The sequence below is a fragment of the Leisingera sp. SA215 genome, assembly GCF_055902035.1.
Genome location: NZ_JBVVXU010000014.1, coordinates 90,926 through 109,759, shown reverse-complemented (window position 1 = coordinate 109,759; position 18,834 = coordinate 90,926). Strand labels below are relative to the sequence as shown.

At 61.6% G+C, this 18,834-nt stretch carries 18 protein-coding genes; 9 read left to right on the top strand and 9 right to left on the bottom strand.

The window, feature by feature from the left end; genetic code table 11:
- Positions 1-51: 51 nt before the first annotated feature.
- A complete protein-coding gene (locus AC0KW6_RS15690; RefSeq protein WP_323776871.1) occupies positions 52-315 on the bottom strand; it encodes a hypothetical protein in 264 nt (87 codons plus the stop codon).
- A gap of 102 nt (positions 316-417) precedes the next feature.
- Here AC0KW6_RS15690 and AC0KW6_RS15685 point away from each other — a divergent pair, with 102 nt between their 5' ends.
- Positions 418-750 carry an SHOCT domain-containing protein gene (locus AC0KW6_RS15685; RefSeq protein WP_323776870.1) on the top strand — a complete coding sequence of 111 codons (333 nt, stop codon included), beginning with the start codon at positions 418-420 and terminating at the stop codon, positions 748-750.
- Between the two features lie 27 nt (positions 751-777).
- Here AC0KW6_RS15685 and AC0KW6_RS15680 read toward each other — a convergent pair whose 3' ends face one another.
- Together AC0KW6_RS15680 and AC0KW6_RS15675 are read right to left on the bottom strand one after the other, a co-directional pair.
- Positions 778-1,764, bottom strand: coding sequence for a branched-chain amino acid ABC transporter permease (locus AC0KW6_RS15680; protein WP_323776869.1), 987 nt, complete (start codon positions 1,762-1,764; stop codon positions 778-780).
- Between the two features lie 102 nt (positions 1,765-1,866).
- Positions 1,867-2,685 (bottom strand): ABC transporter ATP-binding protein, encoded by an 819-nt coding sequence (locus tag AC0KW6_RS15675; RefSeq protein WP_323776867.1) that lies wholly within the window; start codon positions 2,683-2,685, stop codon positions 1,867-1,869.
- 55 nt (positions 2,686-2,740) lie between these two features.
- On the opposite strand from AC0KW6_RS15675, the gene AC0KW6_RS15670 reads away from it, so the two are divergent.
- Positions 2,741-2,959, top strand: coding sequence for a hypothetical protein (locus tag AC0KW6_RS15670; protein ID WP_474035348.1), 219 nt, complete (start codon positions 2,741-2,743; stop codon positions 2,957-2,959).
- Between the two features lie 53 nt (positions 2,960-3,012).
- Here the strand turns inward: AC0KW6_RS15670 and AC0KW6_RS15665 are convergent, their stop codons facing one another.
- Positions 3,013-4,977, bottom strand: coding sequence for an AMP-binding protein (locus AC0KW6_RS15665; RefSeq protein WP_323776913.1), 1,965 nt, complete (start codon positions 4,975-4,977; stop codon positions 3,013-3,015).
- A gap of 445 nt (positions 4,978-5,422) precedes the next feature.
- Here AC0KW6_RS15665 and AC0KW6_RS15660 point away from each other — a divergent pair, with 445 nt between their 5' ends.
- The 3 genes from AC0KW6_RS15660 (at position 5,423) to AC0KW6_RS15650 (ending at position 8,530) form a co-directional block, all read left to right on the top strand.
- Complete coding sequence (locus AC0KW6_RS15660; protein ID WP_474035347.1) at positions 5,423-7,324, top strand: hybrid sensor histidine kinase/response regulator; 1,902 nt, start codon at positions 5,423-5,425, stop codon at positions 7,322-7,324.
- Positions 7,321-8,025: a response regulator transcription factor gene (locus AC0KW6_RS15655; protein ID WP_323776863.1), complete on the top strand. Its 705-nt coding sequence runs from the start codon at positions 7,321-7,323 to the stop codon at positions 8,023-8,025. Before AC0KW6_RS15660 ends, AC0KW6_RS15655 begins: the two co-directional genes overlap by 4 nt.
- A 277-nt stretch (positions 8,026-8,302) precedes the next feature.
- Complete coding sequence (locus AC0KW6_RS15650) at positions 8,303-8,530, top strand: WGR domain-containing protein (protein WP_474035346.1); 228 nt, start codon at positions 8,303-8,305, stop codon at positions 8,528-8,530.
- 84 nt (positions 8,531-8,614) lie between these two features.
- Here the strand turns inward: AC0KW6_RS15650 and AC0KW6_RS15645 are convergent, their stop codons facing one another.
- A complete protein-coding gene (locus AC0KW6_RS15645) occupies positions 8,615-9,814 on the bottom strand; it encodes a hydantoinase/carbamoylase family amidase (RefSeq protein WP_323784126.1) in 1,200 nt (399 codons plus the stop codon).
- A gap of 144 nt (positions 9,815-9,958) precedes the next feature.
- Here AC0KW6_RS15645 and AC0KW6_RS15640 point away from each other — a divergent pair, with 144 nt between their 5' ends.
- From AC0KW6_RS15640 to AC0KW6_RS15625, 4 genes are all read left to right on the top strand, one after another.
- The gene (locus AC0KW6_RS15640) at positions 9,959-10,609 is read left to right on the top strand and encodes a histidine phosphatase family protein (RefSeq protein WP_323784128.1); all 651 of its coding nucleotides are present in this window, start codon (positions 9,959-9,961) and stop codon (positions 10,607-10,609) included.
- Between the two features lie 23 nt (positions 10,610-10,632).
- Entirely contained in the window at positions 10,633-11,247 is a 615-nt protein-coding gene (locus AC0KW6_RS15635) for a glutathione S-transferase family protein (protein ID WP_323784130.1), read from the top strand.
- Between the two features lie 11 nt (positions 11,248-11,258).
- On the top strand, positions 11,259-12,308 hold the full coding sequence (locus tag AC0KW6_RS15630; RefSeq protein WP_474035345.1) for a saccharopine dehydrogenase: 1,050 nt from the start codon (positions 11,259-11,261) through the stop codon (positions 12,306-12,308).
- A 141-nt stretch (positions 12,309-12,449) separates the two neighbouring features.
- Positions 12,450-13,592 carry a saccharopine dehydrogenase family protein gene (locus tag AC0KW6_RS15625; protein ID WP_474035344.1) on the top strand — a complete coding sequence of 381 codons (1,143 nt, stop codon included), beginning with the start codon at positions 12,450-12,452 and terminating at the stop codon, positions 13,590-13,592.
- A gap of 67 nt (positions 13,593-13,659) precedes the next feature.
- Here the strand turns inward: AC0KW6_RS15625 and AC0KW6_RS15620 are convergent, their stop codons facing one another.
- The 4 genes from AC0KW6_RS15620 to mutL all read right to left on the bottom strand — a co-directional run bounded on the left by AC0KW6_RS15620 (position 13,660) and on the right by mutL (position 18,721).
- Entirely contained in the window at positions 13,660-13,983 is a 324-nt protein-coding gene (locus AC0KW6_RS15620; protein ID WP_323783347.1) for a DUF3775 domain-containing protein, read from the bottom strand.
- An 87-nt stretch (positions 13,984-14,070) separates the two neighbouring features.
- Positions 14,071-15,375 carry an adenylate/guanylate cyclase domain-containing protein gene (locus AC0KW6_RS15615; RefSeq protein WP_474035343.1) on the bottom strand — a complete coding sequence of 435 codons (1,305 nt, stop codon included), beginning with the start codon at positions 15,373-15,375 and terminating at the stop codon, positions 14,071-14,073.
- Positions 15,376-16,758, bottom strand: a complete 1,383-nt coding sequence (locus AC0KW6_RS15610; protein WP_323783351.1) for a DNA recombination protein RmuC — start codon at positions 16,756-16,758, stop codon at positions 15,376-15,378. It lies immediately after the preceding gene.
- A gap of 31 nt (positions 16,759-16,789) precedes the next feature.
- Positions 16,790-18,721: a DNA mismatch repair endonuclease MutL gene (gene mutL / locus AC0KW6_RS15605; RefSeq protein WP_323783353.1), complete on the bottom strand. Its 1,932-nt coding sequence runs from the start codon at positions 18,719-18,721 to the stop codon at positions 16,790-16,792.
- Positions 18,722-18,834: the final 113 nt, after the last annotated feature.

Here is an 18,834-nt window from a genome sequence, read left to right as displayed (position 1 = left end):
GCAAACGGGGCCCGGTCCGGGTGTTTGTCTTGAATGTTTCAGCAGAGGCAGTCATTCGATCTGCCCCCATTGTGCCTGCGCCGCGTCGCGCTGCGCGCGGGTCATCCGGTTCGACGGTTTGGCATAACCGCTCTGCTCGCTGCCGCGCACCAGCCGCAAATAGGCGATGATCCCGGTGATCAGCCCCGCAGAAGCCAGCAGCGCAGCGGTCACGATCTGGGTTTCTGTAAACCCCTCCGCAGTCAGCGCCAGAAACCCAAATGCCCAAAATCCCGCCCAGGCGATCACGTTGATTATGGCAACCGCCTTGCTCATGCCGCACCGCCGGCGTTAACCAGTTTGTCAGAAATCCGTGCTTGGCCACATTTTGCCCATTTCTTTCTGCCACCCTTTGCTTGGGTAAAGTGAGTGGGATCAATGACCGCGATTTTCGAGGAAATCCGGCGGCTGGAGGCCGCGCGGAAGAAGGGTGATATAACTGCTGCCGCATTTGCAGAGGCCAAGGGCCGGCTGCTGGAAACGGTGGAAGACGCAACCGTGCTGCCGCCGTTCGAGCCGGCACCGCAACCGCGGCGGAGTGCCAGTGCCGCTCCGGGTCCTTGGGGGCTGATGCTGATGGGGCTTTGCGGTGCAGGGCTGCTGACATTTTTGACCGGGCGATTGATCGGTGACCTGACCATTGCCTTCACGCTGGTTGCCACAGTATTCGCCGCCATCGTCATCGCCGCCTTCCGCAAGCTGGAAGGCTGAGCAGGCAGGGAGCAGATCATATGAGCGTTAAACCCGTTCAATGATCTTCTCCCCGAACAGGCCCTGCGGGCGGAACACCAGGAAGATCAGCGCCAGCACATAGGCGAACCAGTTCTCGGTGGCACCGCCGACCATCGGGCCGATGGCGAATTCGAACAGCTTCTCGCCGACACCGATGATCAACCCGCCCACAATGGCGCCCGGGATCGAGGTGAAGCCGCCCAGCATCAGAACCGGCAGCGCCTTCAGAGCGATCAGCGACAGTGAGAACTGAACGCCGGACTTGGTGCCCCAGACGATGCCTGCTACCAGCGCCACGAAACCGGCGATTGACCAAACCAGCACCCAGATGAAGTTCAGCGAAATGCCGACCGACAGCGCCGCTTGGTGATCATCCGCAACCGCGCGCATCGCCCGGCCCTGCTTGGTGTACTGGGCAAAGCAAACCAGCCCGGCCACCAGCAGAGCGGCAATCACCGTCGCAACAATGTCCAGATTGTCGATAAAGAAGCCGTAGCCGAAAATGTTGAAGGTGACCTCGTCGAGCCACAGGTTGATCCCCTGCGGCAGGCCCACGTCCAGCGCCTTGATCTCGGAGCCCCACATCAGGTCGGCAACTCCTTCGAGGAAATAGGCAAGCCCAATAGTGGCCATGAACAGGATGATCGGTTCCTGCCCGACCAGATGCTTCATCACCAGCACTTGCACCAGCCAGGCCAGCAGCACCATCACCGCAACCGTCAGCGCAATTGCCAGCACGCCGGGCACGTTCCAGCCGAAATGGGTGATATGGCCGCCAAAGACCGCATTGATTACATGCGAGAACGGCACCTGCCCCTGCATGATCCCCACCAGCGTCATCGCCGCAAACAGCGCCATCACACCCTGGGCATAGTTGAAGATACCGGAGGCCTTGTAGATCAGGACAAACCCCAGCGCGACCAGCGCATAAAGCACGCCTGCCATCAGGCCGTTCAGCGTCACTTCCATCGCAAAGACGAGTTGTTCGGGCATTAGAGGCTCTCCTCGGAGTTCTGCGCTGCGGCGGTGCACAGGGGGTGCACAGGGGGTGTACGGGTGTCACCCCGCCGGAGCCGGGTGTTGCTGCATTGCAACTCAGTCATGGCTGACCCCCAGATAGGCGTCGATCACATCCTGGTTATTGCGCACCTCGTCGGGGGTGCCGTCGCCGATCTTCTTGCCGTAATCCATCACCACGACCCGGTCGCTGAGATCCATCACCACGCCCATGTCGTGTTCGATCAGGGCGATGGTGGTGCCGAATTCGTCGTTCACGTCCAGGATGAAGCGGGACATGTCCTCTTTCTCTTCGACGTTCATGCCGGCCATCGGCTCATCCAGCAGCAACAGCTTTGGCTCTGCCGCCAGCGCTCGGGCCAGCTCAACCCGCTTCTTCAGACCATAGGGCAACCGCGCGACCGGCGTCTTGCGGATATGCTGGATCTCCAGAAAGTCGATCACCCGCTCCACAACTTCGCGGTTTTCGGTCTCTTCCCGCTCGGCCTTCCCCTTCCACAGAGCCTGTGCAAAAAGACCTGTTTTCATATAGTTAAGGCGACCTGTCATAACGTTATCCAAAACACTCATGCCTTCAAACAGCGCGATGTTCTGAAAGGTGCGGGCGATACCCTGACGGGCCACCTCATAAGGGCGCATCGGCGGGCGCTTCTTGCCGTGAAACAGCACCTCGCCTTCCTGCGGCACGTAAAAGCCCGAAATCACGTTCAGCATAGAAGACTTGCCAGCACCATTAGGGCCGATAATTGCGCGGATTTCGCCCTCGCGGATGTCAAAGGAGATATCCTTGATCGCCACCACGCCGCCAAAGCGCAGGGTGATGTTTTTCATTTCCATCACCACACCGCCGATGGTGCGGCCGTCTTCGGTGACATAGCTTAAGGAATTGTCAAGCATAACAACGGCCTCCCTTTTTTTGCCACATAGAAATTTTAAGATATCCGTGCGATACTTGAAGAAAACGAGCAGCAAGGAGATCGAAGTTATGTTTGGCGAACTTGAGCATTCCTGCCTTTTGACAATGGCCATTGAATGCAAGCAGATGGGCCTGTCGCAATCCGAAAGCCTGGCCTCCATTCTCAAACAGACCCACGGGTTCAGCTCCACTTTCAAAATTCAACAGGTGGTCCACACGGCCTTCAACCCTGGACTCAATCCTGACCTGATCTGAGACCACCCGGACCTGCTGGGCACAGGGCGGGAAAGTATTCGGGCGCATGTGCATCATTCCGCGGCCACCTGGTGAATTGCCGCCGGCTTTACATCCGCATCGACAATTGTCAGCGTTGCGCTGATGGAGCCCTTGCGGCCATCCTCATAGGTCACTTCCGTAACTGTTGAGACCTGTTCCGAGCCGTTGTACAGCGCGGTGATTATATCGTCGAACTTCTCCTCAACGATTCGGCGGCGCACTTTACGAGTGCGGGTCATTTCGCCGTCATCCGCATCCAATTCCTTGTGCAGAACCACAAAGCGGTGAATCTGGCAGCCCGACAGCATCGGATCCTCAGCCACCGACTGGTTCACCGCCCCCACATGCCCGCGGATGCTTTCCAGAACCTTCGGATGACCGGCCAGTTCCTGATAGGAGGCATAGGCGATATTATTGCGTTCTGCCCAGTTGCCCACTGCCGTCAGGTCGATGTTGATAAAAGCAACGCAGCGGTCTCTGCCGTTGCCGAATAGTACTGCTTCCAGAATATCCGGATAAAATTTCAGCTTGTTTTCTACATACTTGGGCGCAAACATCGCACCGTCGGCCATCTTACCAACGTCCTTGGCACGGTCGATGATCCGCAGATGCCCTGACCCTTCCTCAAAGAAGCCGGCATCACCTGTGGCCACCCAGCCTTCGGCATCCTTGGTCGAGGCGGTGGACTCCGGGTTTTTGAAATACTCCACAAAAGTGCCCGGCGAACGGTAGAATATCTCGCCGTTATCGCCGATCTTGATCTCTACTTCCGGGGCCGGCACGCCCACGGTATCAGCCCGCACTTCGCCATCCGGCTGCACGGTGATGAACACGGTGGCTTCGGTCTGGCCGTAAAGCTGTTTCAGATTGATACCCAGCGAGCGGTAGAAATCAAAGATCTCCGGCCCGATCGCCTCCCCCGCCGTGTACCCCACGCGGATACGGCCATAGCCCAGCGTATCCTTCAGCGGCCCGTAAACCAGCAGATCGCCCAGCGCGTATTTCAGCCGGTCGATCAGACCCACCGGTTTGCCGTCCAGAATGTCGCCGCCGACCTTCTTCGCATGGGCCAGGAAATGATGGAACATCTTGCGCTTCAGCGCGCTTGCATCCTCCATCCGGATCATCACATTGGTCAGCTGGCCCTCGAACACGCGGGGCGGCGCGAAGAAATAGGTCGGACCGATCTCGCGCAGGTCGGTCATCATGGTGTCGGCGCTTTCCGGGCAGTTGACACAGAAGCCGCACCAATAGGCCTGGCCGATCGAGAAGATGAAATCCCCCACCCAGGCCATCGGCAGGTAGGACAGGATGTTTTCGCCCTGGGTCAGCCGGTCGAACTCGGCCGAGTTCTTGGCACTTTGGATCACGTTGCGGTTCGACAGCACCACACCCTTGGGCTTGCCGGTGGTGCCGGAGGTGTACAACATCACACAAGTGCTGTCGTACGTCAGCTTAGCCTGGCGCGCCTGCAGCTCGCTGGCCAGTTCGTCACGCGCCGAGCGGCCCTGATCCTGAATATGGCTGAACTGATGCAACTGCGTGTGGTCGTATTTCCGCATCCCGCGCGGATCAAGATAGATCATATGCTCAAATTGTTGCAGCTGATCCTGGATCTCGATCACCTTGTCTGCCTGCTCCTGATCACCCACAATCACAAAGCGCGCACCGCAGTGCCCCAGCACATAGGCCATCTCCTCAGCCACCGCATCCTGATAGAGCGGCACTGGAACAGCTCCAACGGCTTGCGCGGCGACCATCGACCAGTAGAGATAGGGGCGGTTCCGGCCGATGATGGCAACGAAATCGCCCTCGTTCACGCCAAGGTTGATGAAGCCCAGCGCCAGTGCCTCGATTTCCTTTGCCGTTTCGGCCCAGGTCCAGCATTGCCAAATGCCGAATTCCTTTTCCCGATAGGCCGGTGCACTTGCGAATTGCGCCGCATTGCGTTGAAGCAGCGCCGGCAGGGATAGTTTCCCTTCGGCGCCCATCTGCATCTGAGCCAACTTTTTTTCCTCCCTTTCCGGCTTTACTACCGGACCGACCGCTGGCCGCGGTTCTGCCCCGATTAGGGTCAACGACATGCTAGCCAGTCAACTTTTTCCTGAAGTTTTCCCAAATCTTACGAATTGTAACAGCCATCTCCTCCCTGTTTCACAGGCCAACGCACAAGGTGCCGTGGATCCGGACACAGAAAACCCTGCAGCAATTGCTGCGGCGCCATCGCAAAGCCCGCCGGATGCGCATGAATCGGCCGGAATCCGCTTCAAACGCAGCGGCCAGCCTCGCCAAATTCCGCATCTAATGCGCCATCTGCTGAATGCTGCGTCCGGCAATCAAAAGACAATTGGCGGCATTACACGGCGGTACGGTCTCCTCCCGCGGCCGAATAGCAATTTGCCCCGCTACCGCCGCGGTGCTAGCCATGAAGCGGGGAGAACCATGAACCGAACAAGCAAGCCGCACGCCGCCATGACCACCGCCGGGCTGAACCTGATCGCCCAGGCTCTGTCGATCTATGACAACGATTTGCGGCTCGCCGTCTGCAATCGCCGTTTCCAGGAAATGTTCAACCTGCCGGAGCACTTGGTGCAACCCGGCGCCGCCTTTGCCGAGACAATCCGCTTCCTGGCTGAAAACGGGGAATACGCGCCGGAAACGGATATCGAAGCGATCGTGCAAAGCCGGGTCGAGCAGGCTCTGGACTTCGTGCCCCACTACTTGGAGCGCGAACGCCCCAACGGGCAGATGATCTCCATCGAAGGCTCGCCGCTGCCACAGGGCGGTTGGGTCACGGTCTATACCGATATCACCCGCACCAAACAGGCCGAGCAGCTGCTGCGCTCCCGGTCGGAGGAACTGTCCGAGAAGCTGATCACCCATACCGAGGAGCTGTCTGCCGCCAACCGCCAGCTGGAGGCCACGAATACTGCGCTGGAAGAGGCCAAGCGCCAGCTGACAGAGATCGAAGGCCGTACCCGGCTCACGACGGAAATGATGCCCGCCCATATCGCCCACGTCGATGCGGACGGCTTTTACACCTATACCAACCGCCGTCTCAGCTCGGTGTTTCCCAGCCGCCCCTCTGATATCCTCGGTATGCATATTGCAGACGCACTGGGGGAGACTGCCTTTGAGCGGATCGAGCCGCATCTGCTGGCCGCTTACAAAGGTGGCAGCCCAGTTTTCGAATTTACTGAAAGCCACGGCAGCCGCCGCATTCGGGTGGCCTTCACCCCGGACCAGTGCGGCGGTGTCTATATCCTGTCGATGGATGTGACTGAAGAAACCCAGGCCCGGGTTGCCCTGCAGCAAGCTCGCCGCCGCGAGATGGCGGCGCAGATGACCAGCGGCCTGGCACATGACTTCTCCAACCTTCTGACTATAATTCTCGGGATGCAGAGCAAGCTGGAGAAAATGGGGCTGAGCAGCGAGGCAACCGAACTGGTTCAAGGCACGCTTTCCGCCGCAAAGCGCGGCGGCCGGCTGCTCCACCGGATTGCCGAAATGACCAGCCAACGCACCTTGCGCCCTCAAGCCGCCGACATGCACACGCTGCTGGGTGAATTGAAGATCCTCGCCTCTCCCTCACTGCCCCAGGGTATTGGGCTAAGTATCCTTGATAACATGCCGGACGAGGTCCTGCTTCTGGATAGCGGCAAACTGCAGGATGCGCTTTTAAACTTGATCCTGAACGCTCGCGACGCCTGTGGAACCTCGGGCCAGATAACTGTCAGCGCACATACTGTCGGGCGGACCTGGGTGGAAATCACGGTGACCGACACCGGGCCCGGCTTTTCTCCCGAAGCGCTGGACCACGCGTTGAATCCTTTCTTCACCACCAAAGGCAGTGAGGGCTCCGGCCTTGGCCTGCCAATGGTCTACGACATGGCCAAACTGGCGGGCGGCGACATGCGGATCGGCAACACCCAAACCGGCGCTTCGGTTACCCTGCGCCTGCCCTACCGGTTGGCACCGGATGCCAAGGGCGGCATGGCCCTGCTGGTCGAGGATAGCGAAGAACTACGCACCGCATTCCGCGATATGCTGATCGATCTTGGCTACACTGTCATAGAAGCAGCCAGCGTAGATGAGGCCAGTGCGCTCACCGCCGATTTGCCGGACATCGCGCTGGTGCTGACAGATATCAAGCTGAAGGGCACGGCCACCGGTATCGACCTGGCCACCCGGCTGGACGGCTCAAACCTGCCCTGCATTCTGATGACGTCCCTTCCCGTCAGCGACCCATTGTTCCGCAAGGCCTTGAAATGCGGCCCGGTTTTGCGCAAACCCTTTACCACGCACCAGTTGTCCGCGCTGATTAAACCGGAGCCCGCCGCATGACATCGCCCTTGGTCACCATCCTGGATGACGAGCCGGAGATCCGCCGGATCCTGACCGACACGCTGGAGGACGCAGGCTTCCGCACCCAAAGCTTTGCCCGCGCGCGCGAATTCGAGGCGGCCCTCAACCGGATGACACCCGACGTTTGCCTGGTTGATCTGTCGCTGCCTGACACCGACGGGCTGGCGCTTGTGCACCGGCTGGCTTTGGAACAAGGCGCGGCAGTCATTATCATCTCCGGCCGCGCCCAGGTGCAGGACCGGGTCACGGGGCTGGAGCTGGGCGCAGATGATTACATCACAAAGCCATTTGATCCGGCCGAAGTGGTCGCCCGTGTTCGCGCCCGGCTGCGCGGCGGCCCCCGCCTTGCAGCTGCCGTCAGCGACACTGCGCGTTTCTCCGGCTGGACCGCGCATTTCGACCGCTACGTGCTTGAGGATGACGCAGGCAGTGAAACGCCGTTTTCCCATGCCGAGGGCGAAGTGCTGCGGTTGTTCCTCGACAGCCCCAAGCGGCTGATTTCGCGCGCTCAGATGCAGGAATCGCTTGGCGGCGCGGCCGGCGAAAGCTTTGACCGGGCCATGGATGTGCGCGTCTCCCGTCTGCGCACCAAGCTGCGTGAAGACCCCAAAAACCCGCGTCTGATCAAGACGATTTATGGCGCGGGTTACATCTTTCTGGGCGATGTGGACTGGGGCTGACCCCGCTCCGCCAGAAGACCGAACTGTCCGCGCTACACTCATGCTTTCATGTAAGCCTAAAGAAAGACAACGCAGCTGTAGCATTTTGCCGCCTTTTCCGGACTGTGACTGGCGCCGGCCTGGCTGTGCGCTGCGTCGTCTACGCGATTGGCATTCCGGTTTTGCGCTGGTTGGTGTTCTCCGTGGCAGCGCAGTTTTCCGCACTCTTGGGATTCGCGCTCCGCGGCCGGGCACAGAGATTCTTGCCGAGGCGAATCGCATGGCGTAGAATCAAGAGATGGCCACCTGTCTGCTCTACCGCCAAGCCCCTTCGCGCCCGCCCCGGTTCTACCGCATTGAGCTGGCGATGAACCTGTTTTCCGAGGTTTCAGTGCTGCGCGAATGGGGCATAGCAGGCGGTAACGGGCACAGTGTCATCAACCTTTACGCCAATCTGCGCGAGGCTTCCCTGGCTGCCGACAAGCACCGCAACCGGATGCTCAAACGCGGCTACGGACGGGGCTGACAGCGCCGCGCCAGCGGCGCCCGGCCCAACGTGAAGGGCATCCGGAAGGATGATCAGGAACAGGCGGGAGCATCTGCCTGCAGATCACCCCGCCAACGCCCGGGCTGCGCGGTCCAGGACTTGCAGTCCCAGCACCAGATCCGCCTCCGGCGTGTCCTCGTCAAAGGCATGGCTGATACCGCCGGTCGAGGGCACAAACAGCATCCCCGCAGGCATCACCGTCGCAAGGTTGGCTGCATCATGCAATGCACCTGAAGGCATTTTCCGCCACTTACCCGGCGCGGACACCTCTGCAGCGGCCTCCAGTTCCGCCTGATACCGCGTATCCATCGCCGCCGGTTCTATGCCCATCACCGGGCCAAGCTCCGATGCCACGCCGTGATCAGCCGCAATCTCCCGCGCCGTCTCCTTGATAAGCGCCTCCATCCGCGCCAGCCGCTCTGCATCGGCATCGCGCCATTGCATCGAAAACTCGACGCACCCGGGCACGACGGAGGACGCATTGGGATGCAGCGCCACATGGCCGATGGTCCAGACCGTGGCAGGTGTCACCACATTTGCAAACCGGCTGTTCAGCGCCGCGTTGAATGCTGACAGCGCCTGAAACGCGTCCCGGCGCAGGTGCATCGGTGTGGTGCCTGCGTGGTTCTGCCGCCCCGAAAACGTGATCCGCATGTCCCGGATGCCAACGATATCGGTCACCACCCCAAGCCCCAGCCCAGTTTCCTCCAGATAGGGGCCTTGTTCAATATGCATTTCCAAAAAGCCGCTAAAGCGCTTATGCGGCAGAAAATCTCCCGTCAGCTCCGCCATCTGCACCCGCATCCCGGCAAGGGTATTGCCAGAGCTGTCGGTGAACCCATCCGCCTCATCCAGCGCCAGTTTGCCGGACCAGACATCGGACCCGGTCAGCACCCCGAACCGTCCCTCCTCATCCTGAAAGCTGACGCAGGAAATGAGCGGGCCGCCTGCCTCCCTGGCCGCACGGGCGATCTCCAGCCCGGCCACCACCCCAAGCGCGCCGTCCAGCCAGCCGCCCTCGGGTTGGCTGTCGCTGTGGGAGCCCACCAGAAGGCTCCGCTCCCCGGCCAGACCGAACAAGTTTCCAAGCGGGTCGAAATGCGGTTCCAGCCCGGCCTCTGCCATCCGTCCGGCCAGCCATTTCCGCGCCGCGATGTCTGCCTCGGAATAGGCCTGCCGCACCACCCCTTTGCCAACGCCCGATGCGCCAAAGCTGCGCAACATATGCAAATCATCAAGAAAACGCTGACGGTCTAGGGGCATGGCGGGTCTCCAAATTGACCGCTGCACAATGCGCCAAGTTTATTCAGCCCTCAATGACTTTGATAAGGCCAATTCCCAGCCCGGTCTTCCCTCTCCCCGGAACCTCCCCTAAGACTTCCCCGGAAACAACGGAGCCCCCTACCCATGTCCCACATCACGCTGATCCGCCACGGCCAGGCCAATACCGGCGCCCGGGACGAAGCCAGCTATGACCGTCTCAGCGATCTGGGCCACCAGCAGGCGGCCTGGCTGGGGAAACATCTGCGGGCCACTGACAGTCATCACCCCCGCGTCTATTGCGGCACCCTCACCCGCCATATCGAAACAGCCTCCTCGATGGGCTGCACTGATGTGGTGCAGGACCCGCGCCTGAACGAGATGGAGTATTTTACCCTCGCCGAGGCGATGCGTGACCAGCTCGGCCTGGCTATTCCGGAAGAGCGCGAGGGTTTTGTCGATCATTTGCCCAAGGTTTTTGCCGCTTGGGCCAAAGACGAAATCTCCGAACCCTACGAAAGCTGGGCCAGTTTTGAGACCCGCACCCAAGCAGCACTGAAAGAAATCGCTGCAGGCGACGGCCCAGCACTTGTGGTCACCTCCGGCGGGCTGATCGCGATGGCGCTGCGGCAGGCGATGGGGCTGGACACCGCGGGCATGGCCCGGCTTGCGCTGGCGATCATGAACACCTCGATGCACCGTCTGTTCCCGATCGGCGGCCACCTCAGCCCGGTTCTGTTCAACGCGGTGCCGCACCTGGAAGCCCCGGACCGGCATTTTGCCCAAACACATCTTTGAACGACCGCAAGGGAGGAAAAGACATGCAGCTTTATTACGCCCCCACTACAATTTCCGTGGCCGTGGCCATCGCGCTGGAAGAAGCCGGGATGGAATACGAGGCGGTGAAGATCGACTTTGCCGCCAAGGAACAGACCGGTCCGGCCTATACCCAGATCAACCCCAAGGGCCGGGTGCCCGCCCTGGCGGTTGAAGGCGGCATCCTGACCGAGACCGGCGCGCTGCTGGAATATATCGCTGATAAGGCGCCGGAAGCCGGCTTGCGCCCGCAGGACCCGGTGCTGAAGGCGCGGATGCGCGAGGTGATGTTCTACCTCGCCTCGACCATGCATGTGAACCACGCCCATATGCGGCGCGGCGCCCGCTGGGCCAGCAAGACCTCCAGTTACAAGGACATGCAGGCCAAGGTGCCGCAGACCATGACGGCCTCCTGCGAGTACATCAGCCAAGCCGGCCTGCGCGGACCCTTTGTGCTGGGCGATAGGGTCAGCCTTGCCGATTGCTACCTCTATGTGATCTGCACCTGGCTGGCGGGTGACGGGGTGAAAGTGGACAACTTCCCCAAAATCCAGAATTTCATGACGGCAATGGAGCAGCGCGAGTCGATCCGCGCAGTCTATGCCAAGGAAATGCTTTGAAGGGCACGACGATGACGCATCTGTGGGTACGGGCCGAACAGCGCCCGAATGAGGAGCGGGTGGGCTTGACCCCCGAAGGCGCCAGGGCGCTGCTGTCAGGCGGCATCAGGGTCACGGTGGAGGAAAGCTCGGTCCGGGCCATTCCGCTGCAGGGCTACATTGATGCAGGCTGTGAAATTGCGCCGGAAAACTCCTGGCCCGAGGCGCCGGCAGATGCGATCATCTTCGGCCTCAAGGAACTGCCCGAGGACGGCACCCCGCTGCCGCACCGCCACATTATGTTCGGCCATGCCTTCAAGGGCCAGCATTCCGGCAAGGCGCTGCTGGAGCGGTTCAAGGCTGGCGGCGGCACGCTCTATGATCTGGAGTATCTGGTCGATGAGACCGGCCGCCGGGTTGCTGCCTTTGGCTACTGGGCGGGCTATGCCGGCGCGGCAGTCACACTGAAAGCATGGGCCGCCCAGCAGCGCGGAGAACTTTGCGGCCCGGTTGGCGTCTACGGCGGCAAGGATGCCTTGCTGGCAGATCTCGGAGCGGAACTCGATGGGCTGAACACAGGCCGTCCTACTGCCATCGTCATCGGCGCGCTTGGCCGGGTTGGAACCGGTGCCGCTGACCTCTGCGAGACGATGGGTGTGCAGGTCACAAAGTGGGACATGGCCGAAACCGCAAACGGCGGCCCTTTCCCGGAGATCCTGGCCCATGACCTTTTCCTGAACTGTATCTTCGCTCGCCCCGGCACGCCTGTCTTTGTCCCGCGCGAAGCGCTGAGCGCAGACCGCAAGCTGACCGCCATCGGTGATGTCGCTTGCGACCCGGACAGTGACTACAATCCGGTGCCGGTCTATGACCGCGCGACCTCTTGGGACCAGCCTGCCCTGCGCGTGGCTGGCAACCCGGTGCTGGACGTGACAGCAATCGACAACCTGCCATCGATGCTGCCGCTGGAAAGCTCGGAAGATTACGCCGCCCAGCTGCTGCCATCGCTGCAGACCCTGACCGATCTGAACAGCGGCGTCTGGGGCCGGGCCAAGGCGGTTTTCGAACAGAATTTACCGTAACGCTGCCAGGGCAGCGCCCGGCTGCAGGCGGAAACCAAGAGCCCGTCCATGGGGCCGGTCGGGCACCGCCCGGCACGCCGCCGGGCAAAAAACCTGATTTTCCAGCGCTCATCCAAGCGCGACGACCTAGGGAGATATCTCATGACAATTCACTGGTGCGGCACCGGCCTCTCTGCAATTCCCGGCCTGCGCCGCCTCTTGGAGGCGGGCCATGACGTGGCGGTCTGGAACCGGACCACAGACAAGGCGCGCGAAGCCGTCGGCGACCTGACCACCAACATTCACGCCTTCAGCCTCGCCAATCTGGGCCAGATGCTGAGCCCGAAAGACGTGATCGTCTCCATGCTGCCGGGCGACTGGCATGTGCCGCTGGCGGAGCTGGCAATTGAGCATGGTGCGCATTTCGTTTCCTCCTCCTACATCGCGCCGGAAATGCGCGCGCTGGACCAAAGGGCCAAAGATGCCGGCGTCTGCCTGATCAATGAAGTCGGCCTGGATCCCGGCATTGACCACCTTATGGCGCATGCGCTGGTGGAGGATTACAAAGCATCGCAAGCCTTTGACGCGGGAAACGAGATCAGCTTCATCTCCTATTGCGGCGGCATCCCCAAAACCCCAAACCCGTTCCGCTACAAATTCAGCTGGTCGCCGCTGGGCGTCCTGAAGGCGCTGCGGTCGCCGTCAAAATCGATCCGCGACTTCAAGGAACTGAAGGTCGCCCGCCCTTGGGACGCAATCTCCTCCTACGACGCGCCGCTGCCCGCCCCGGAAAGCTTCGAAGTCTACCCGAACCGCGACTCGATCCCCTTCATCGGCCAGTACGAGTTCGGCGAGGACTGGAAGGTAAAGGAATTCGTCCGCGGCACCCTGCGCCTAAACGGCTGGGCCGATGCCTGGGCGGATGTCTTCAAGGAGGTCGAAACCCTCACCGGCCTCGAAGGCGACGCCCGCCTCAAGGAGATGTCTGATCAGTTCTGGACCGAAAACGCCTATGACGAAGGCGAGCCGGACCGGGTGGTGCTCTGCGTCGGCCTGAAGGCCGAGAAAGACGGCGCCGAGGTCTGGCACAAGACTTATGTGATGGACGCCTGGGGTGACGCGCGCGGCACCGCAATGGCGCGTCTGGTCTCCTATCCGGTGTCCTTTGCCATCGAGGCTGCCATGAACGGCAAGATCGCTGCCGGCGTTCACGCCGCCCCCAGCGACCTGGGCCTGGTCGAAAAATGGATGGGTGAGATCGGCAAACTGGCTCAGCACCTTGAGGTCGTCGACAGCAAGGCCTGATGGATGCTTGAAACAACGAAGGGCGCCAGATCGCGGCGCCCTTTTACTGTGCAGAGCAGCGCGGCCCCTAGCGGCCGATCACATCGTCCTCAACATCGTTCACATCTATTCCCAGCGCCTCCAGGCCGGCTTCCAGATTGTCAGCCAGATGCGGCGTTCCGAGCAGGTAATCGACGGTCGGCGTTGTCGCTTCCTGCCGGGCGGTATAAATCGCCTCGCCCAGCTCCTCCGGCTCGAAACTGCCGCGGCCGACCCACATAATGCCGACTAGCTCCGCCTGCTGGTCCTCGCCCATCCGGTCGATGAAAGCGCGCAGCTCACCTTCGGCGCGGCCCAATTCCCTGGCCATCATCGCCACCTGTGCCACCTTGCGGGCTGAGATCTCCAGCATTGGTCCATTCCTTCTGTTCGCTGCCTCAGCATAGCAAACAGCAGGGCAAACGCCTAAGTCTTTGATCTGAGCCAAATGGAACTCTGCTTAGCCCAGCATCTTTCCGAACAGCGCAAGCCCGCTGCGGCGCCCGCGCAAATGCTCCGCCGGCAGCGTAACCAAGCCTCGGCGCGCGGGCTCTATCCCGGCTTCCTTCAATAAGGCTGAAGACGCGATCAGCGCCATGCCGGTCGTCTTTGTCAGCTGCACCAGCCGCGCAGCAGCGTTCACCGTGTCTCCGAACACGGAATACTCCAGCCGGGCCTGTGTGCCGGTGACACCTGAAAACACCTCGCCCCAATGTACTCCGATCCCTGCAGCCAGGCCGGTTTCTCCAACGGCCTCCCGTTTCTGGCGCCAGTCCTCCATCTCTGCAAGCAGCCCTTCGGCGCAGTCGAGCGCCCGCACCGCGGCCCGGTCCCCCTCAAACAGGATCATCGCTGCGTCGCCGATGTATTTGTCGATCAGCCCGCCAGTCCGGCCCGCCACCATTTCGACACGGGTGCGGAACTCGGTGATCAGGCCACTGACCTCCTGCGGCTCGCGGCCTTCACACCAGCTGGTGAAACCGCGGATATCTATGAACAGGATCGCCATTTTCTGCTGGCGGCCTTCCTGCAACGCCTGCAGCCCGCCGCCTGCCAGACGGCCTGCCATCTGGGCCGGCAGGTAGCGGGTCAGATTGGCCTTCTGCCGCGCCTCCTCGATCGACCGGTGCAGCAGCCCGCGCATCCGCAGGGCTGCAACGATCAGCACCGCCCCAGCCAGCGTTATCATCAGAACCCGCATCAGATTGGGCGGCGTAGCCAACGACAGGTGAACACGCTGTACCGCATCTGCAGAGATGTAAGCAGGTTCCCATAGGACCAGCCACAGGAACCCCGCTGCAACCAGCAGCACCTGGTAGCCCAGCAGCAGCGGATTAAAGCGCAGCACACCAAAGGCCAGGATCAGCGGCGCCATCCATGTGGCTGGCATGGAAAAGACAACCTCGCCCGAAAGCCCGGAATTCAACAGCGACAGCCAGGCGTTCAAGAACAGGAACACCCCGTCTGCCGTAACCGCGGCCCAGATCATCCAGCGCCGGAAAACGCCTTGGCGGATTGCCGCAAAGCTTAAAACCCCTACCGCCATATAGGCCAGCATTGTTGCCGCCGCGAGACCGATCTGGTGCCACAGATAATCCTGCTCTACCGTCTGCACCGCATCAACCGCCAGCACCAATGCCGCCAGCAGCCCGCCCGAGACCGCTATCCGCAACAGCGCCACAATACGCTCGGCCTCGACCTCCGCTGCCCGCAGCAGCGAGGCCTCCCCGGTAGCGCCCGCGCGCCAGATCAGCGGCAGCTGCATCTATTCGTCTGCCAGCAGGGCCACCTGGCGCGGTTCAGTTTCCACCTGTCCGGGGGCCTCTAACTCCGCGTCTTGCGCAACAACGCCCATGGCTTCGAACTTGCGGGCCGAAGGCAGCACCCGCGCTTCCAGAGAACCCACTGCCTTGTTGTAACTATTTACCGAGGACGACAGCGACCGGCCGACTGACGCCAGGTTTCTGGAGAACGTCGACAGCCGGTCGTACAGCTCCTTCGCGGTCTTTTGCACCTCAACGGCGTTTTCCGCCATCTTTTCCTGCTGCCAGCCATAGGCAATCGATTTGACCAGCGCCATCAGGGTGGTTGGCGTGGCGATCAGGACCTTGTTTTCAAACGCATATTCAATCAGTCCGGGATCCGCCTCCACCGCCGCGGACACAAACGTCTCACCGGGGATGAACATCACCACAAAGTCCGGCGTCTCGCCCAGCGCGCTTTGATAGGATTTCGACGCAAGCTGACGCACATGGGATTTCACATGGCCCGAATGACGCAGCAGCGCCGCCTGCTGCTGATCGGGCGTCTCCGCTTCCAGCGCATCCAGATAACCCTCCAAAGGGGTCTTGGCGTCCACAACAATGCTCTTGCCGCCGGGGATGCGCACCACCGCATCGGGGCGGCGCAGCCCGTCATCCGTGCCAACGCTTTTCTCCAGCTCATAATCCACATGCTCGGCCATGCCGGCCATCTCGAACACCTGGCGCAGCTGCATCTCGCCCCAGCGGCCGCGGGTCTTGGGCGCCCGCAGCGCCTGCACCAGCTTGCGGGTTTCGCCGCCCAGCATGGCTTGGCCCTCGGCCAGATGCTTCACCTGTGTCTGGATCGCGCCGTAGGCCTCATTGCGGGCTTTCTCGATTTCCTTGATCCGCTCACCGAACTGGCCCAGCTTCTGATCCAGCGGCTTTACCAGTCCCTCAATTGCAGCGTGGCGCTTGGCCAGATCCGCATCCGCGGATTTGCTGTGCGCCTGAAACCGCTCGCTGACCAGGCTCAGGAAGTTTTCCGAGTTCTGCTTCAGCACGCCTGAGGCCAAGGAGGCAAACTTGTGCTCCATCTGGCTATTCATCTGTTTCAGCTCTTCCAGCCGCGCCGTGTGCTCCGCCTTAAGCGCCTGCACCTGGGCCTCTGCCTGGTAACGGGCAGTGCGCTCATTCTCGCTGGTGCGGCGCAAAGTGGACAGCTCATCCGCCAGCTCCGGAAGCCGCGCAACCTCGGCTTTCAGCCCTGCATTGTGACTGCGAAGATCACCGTTGGCCTGTTCTAGCTGCCGGGCGGCGCCTCGCAGCCGCAGCCCCGCCAAGGCCAGAACCGCGGCCAGCCCAGCCAGCGCGTAAATGGCCCATTGGGCCTGTTCCAGTGTCACTGCTCGTCCTCCCTTTACCGGGGGTTCTTGTTCAACTGCGCCCGAACAGGCGCTCGATATCAGCCAGTTTCAGTTCCACATAAGTGGGGCGGCCATGATTGCACTGGCCGGAATGAGGCGTTGCCTCCATCTCGCGCAGCAGTGCATTCATCTCCTCGCCCCGCATCCGCCTGCCTGAACGGATCGAGCCATGGCAGGCCACCCGGCTCAGGATTGCTTCGATCTTGACCTGCACCAGCTGGCTTTCACCCTGGTCCGACAGTTCATCCAGAATGTCCTTGATCATTGCTTCGGCGTTGACCTCGCCCAGGATCGCCGGGGTTTCCCGCACGGCAACAGCGTTACCGCCAAAGGCCTCGATGCCAAGGCCGAATTTCGCCAATTCCTCTGCCACGCTTAAAAGGCACGCGCAGTCATTGTCGCTCAGCTCGACAATCTCCGGAATCAACAGCGCCTGGGCCGCAACGCCAGTCTCTGTCATCTGCTGTTTCAGTTTCTCATAGACCAGCCGCTCATGCGCGGCGTGCTGGTCGACGATCACCATGCCGTCGGCAGTCTGGGCGATAATGTAGTTTTCATGCACCTGGCCGCGCGCCGCACCCAGCGGCAGCTGCTCGGCCCCGGGCGCGGCGGCTTCGGACGCAGCTGGCAGCTGACCCGGGGCCGTTGAACCCGTCAAAGGCTCTGTGACACGCCCGCTGTAGGCCGTCTGCAATTCTGCAAAGCCTGGCGATGGCGGCGCATCAAAGGAAGACGTTGGCGGCAAACCGGGGGATTGCGCCGCGTAAGCACTGTTGCGTGCGCCCAACGACGGCCGGTCCATCTGATAGATCCGCGGCGCGCCGGTGGCCGTAGGCTGTTCCGGCTTCATCGCCCCCAGCGTGGCGCCGGCCACAGTGGTTGAGGCCCGGTGCCCGGCCTCTGCCAGCGCATGACGCAGGGCTGAAACAATCAGCCCGCGCGCCAGCCCCGGATCCCGGAAGCGCACTTCGGATTTGGCGGGGTGCACGTTCACGTCGACCAGTTGCGGGTCGCAATCGATGAACAGCGCCGCCGCAGGGTGCCGGTCGCGGCTGAGGAAATCATAATAGGCGGCCCGAAGCGCGCCGGTCAGCGTCTTATCCTTCACCGGCCGGGTGTTGACAAACAGGAACTGCGCCACCGCCGCCCCGCGCGAATAGGTCGGCAGTGCCGCATAGCCAAAAAGCCGGATCCCCTCGCGGGTGGCATCAATCTTCAACGCGTTCTCTGCAAATTCGCGCCCCAGAACCGAGGCGAGCCGCCCGTGCAGCGCATCAAACAAATCCCCCGGCAATGGATCGGCGCGAAAGGTCACCCGGCCCTCACCGCCTCCGGACACGTCGCGCATGGTAAAGCCAACCGCAGGCTCCGCCATTGCCAGCCGTTTCACCGTGTCGGAGATCGCCTGGCTCTCGGCCCGGTCAGTGCGCATGAACTTGAGCCGCGCCGGGGTGGCAAAAAACAAATCGCGCAGTTCGACAATGGTGCCCATCCGCAAAGCGGCCGGCTTCACCGGTTCCAGCCTGCCGCCGGAGACGCGGATCTGCGCCGCCTCATGCCCGGCTGCCCGGCTGGTGATCGTCAGCCGCCCCACAGCCCCCAGCGACGGCAGCGCCTCGCCGCGGAACCCGAAGGTATGGATGTTCAACAAGTCCGAACCGTCGATTTTGGAGGTCGCATGGCGCGAGAGCGCCAAAGGCAGGTCCTCCGGCGCCATGCCGCAACCGTCATCCGTTACCCGGATCAGCGTCTTGCCGCCATCTGCGATTTCCACGGTGACGCGGGTGGCGCCGGCATCAATGGCGTTTTCCACCAGCTCCTTGACCGCCGAAGCGGGCCGTTCCACCACCTCGCCAGCGGCAATCCGGTTGATGGCGCTGTCATCCAGCTGGCGGATGATTGAACGGGTACTTTCGCTGATATGGGGTTCTGCACTGCTCATACCGCTAAATTTAGCATGCGGAGCTGATTCTGCCACAGGAATGCGCGCGGCTTCGGCAGGTGAAGCGTGAAAAAAATTTATACCGCACCACCTGTTTCCCCCGGTTTTCAAGG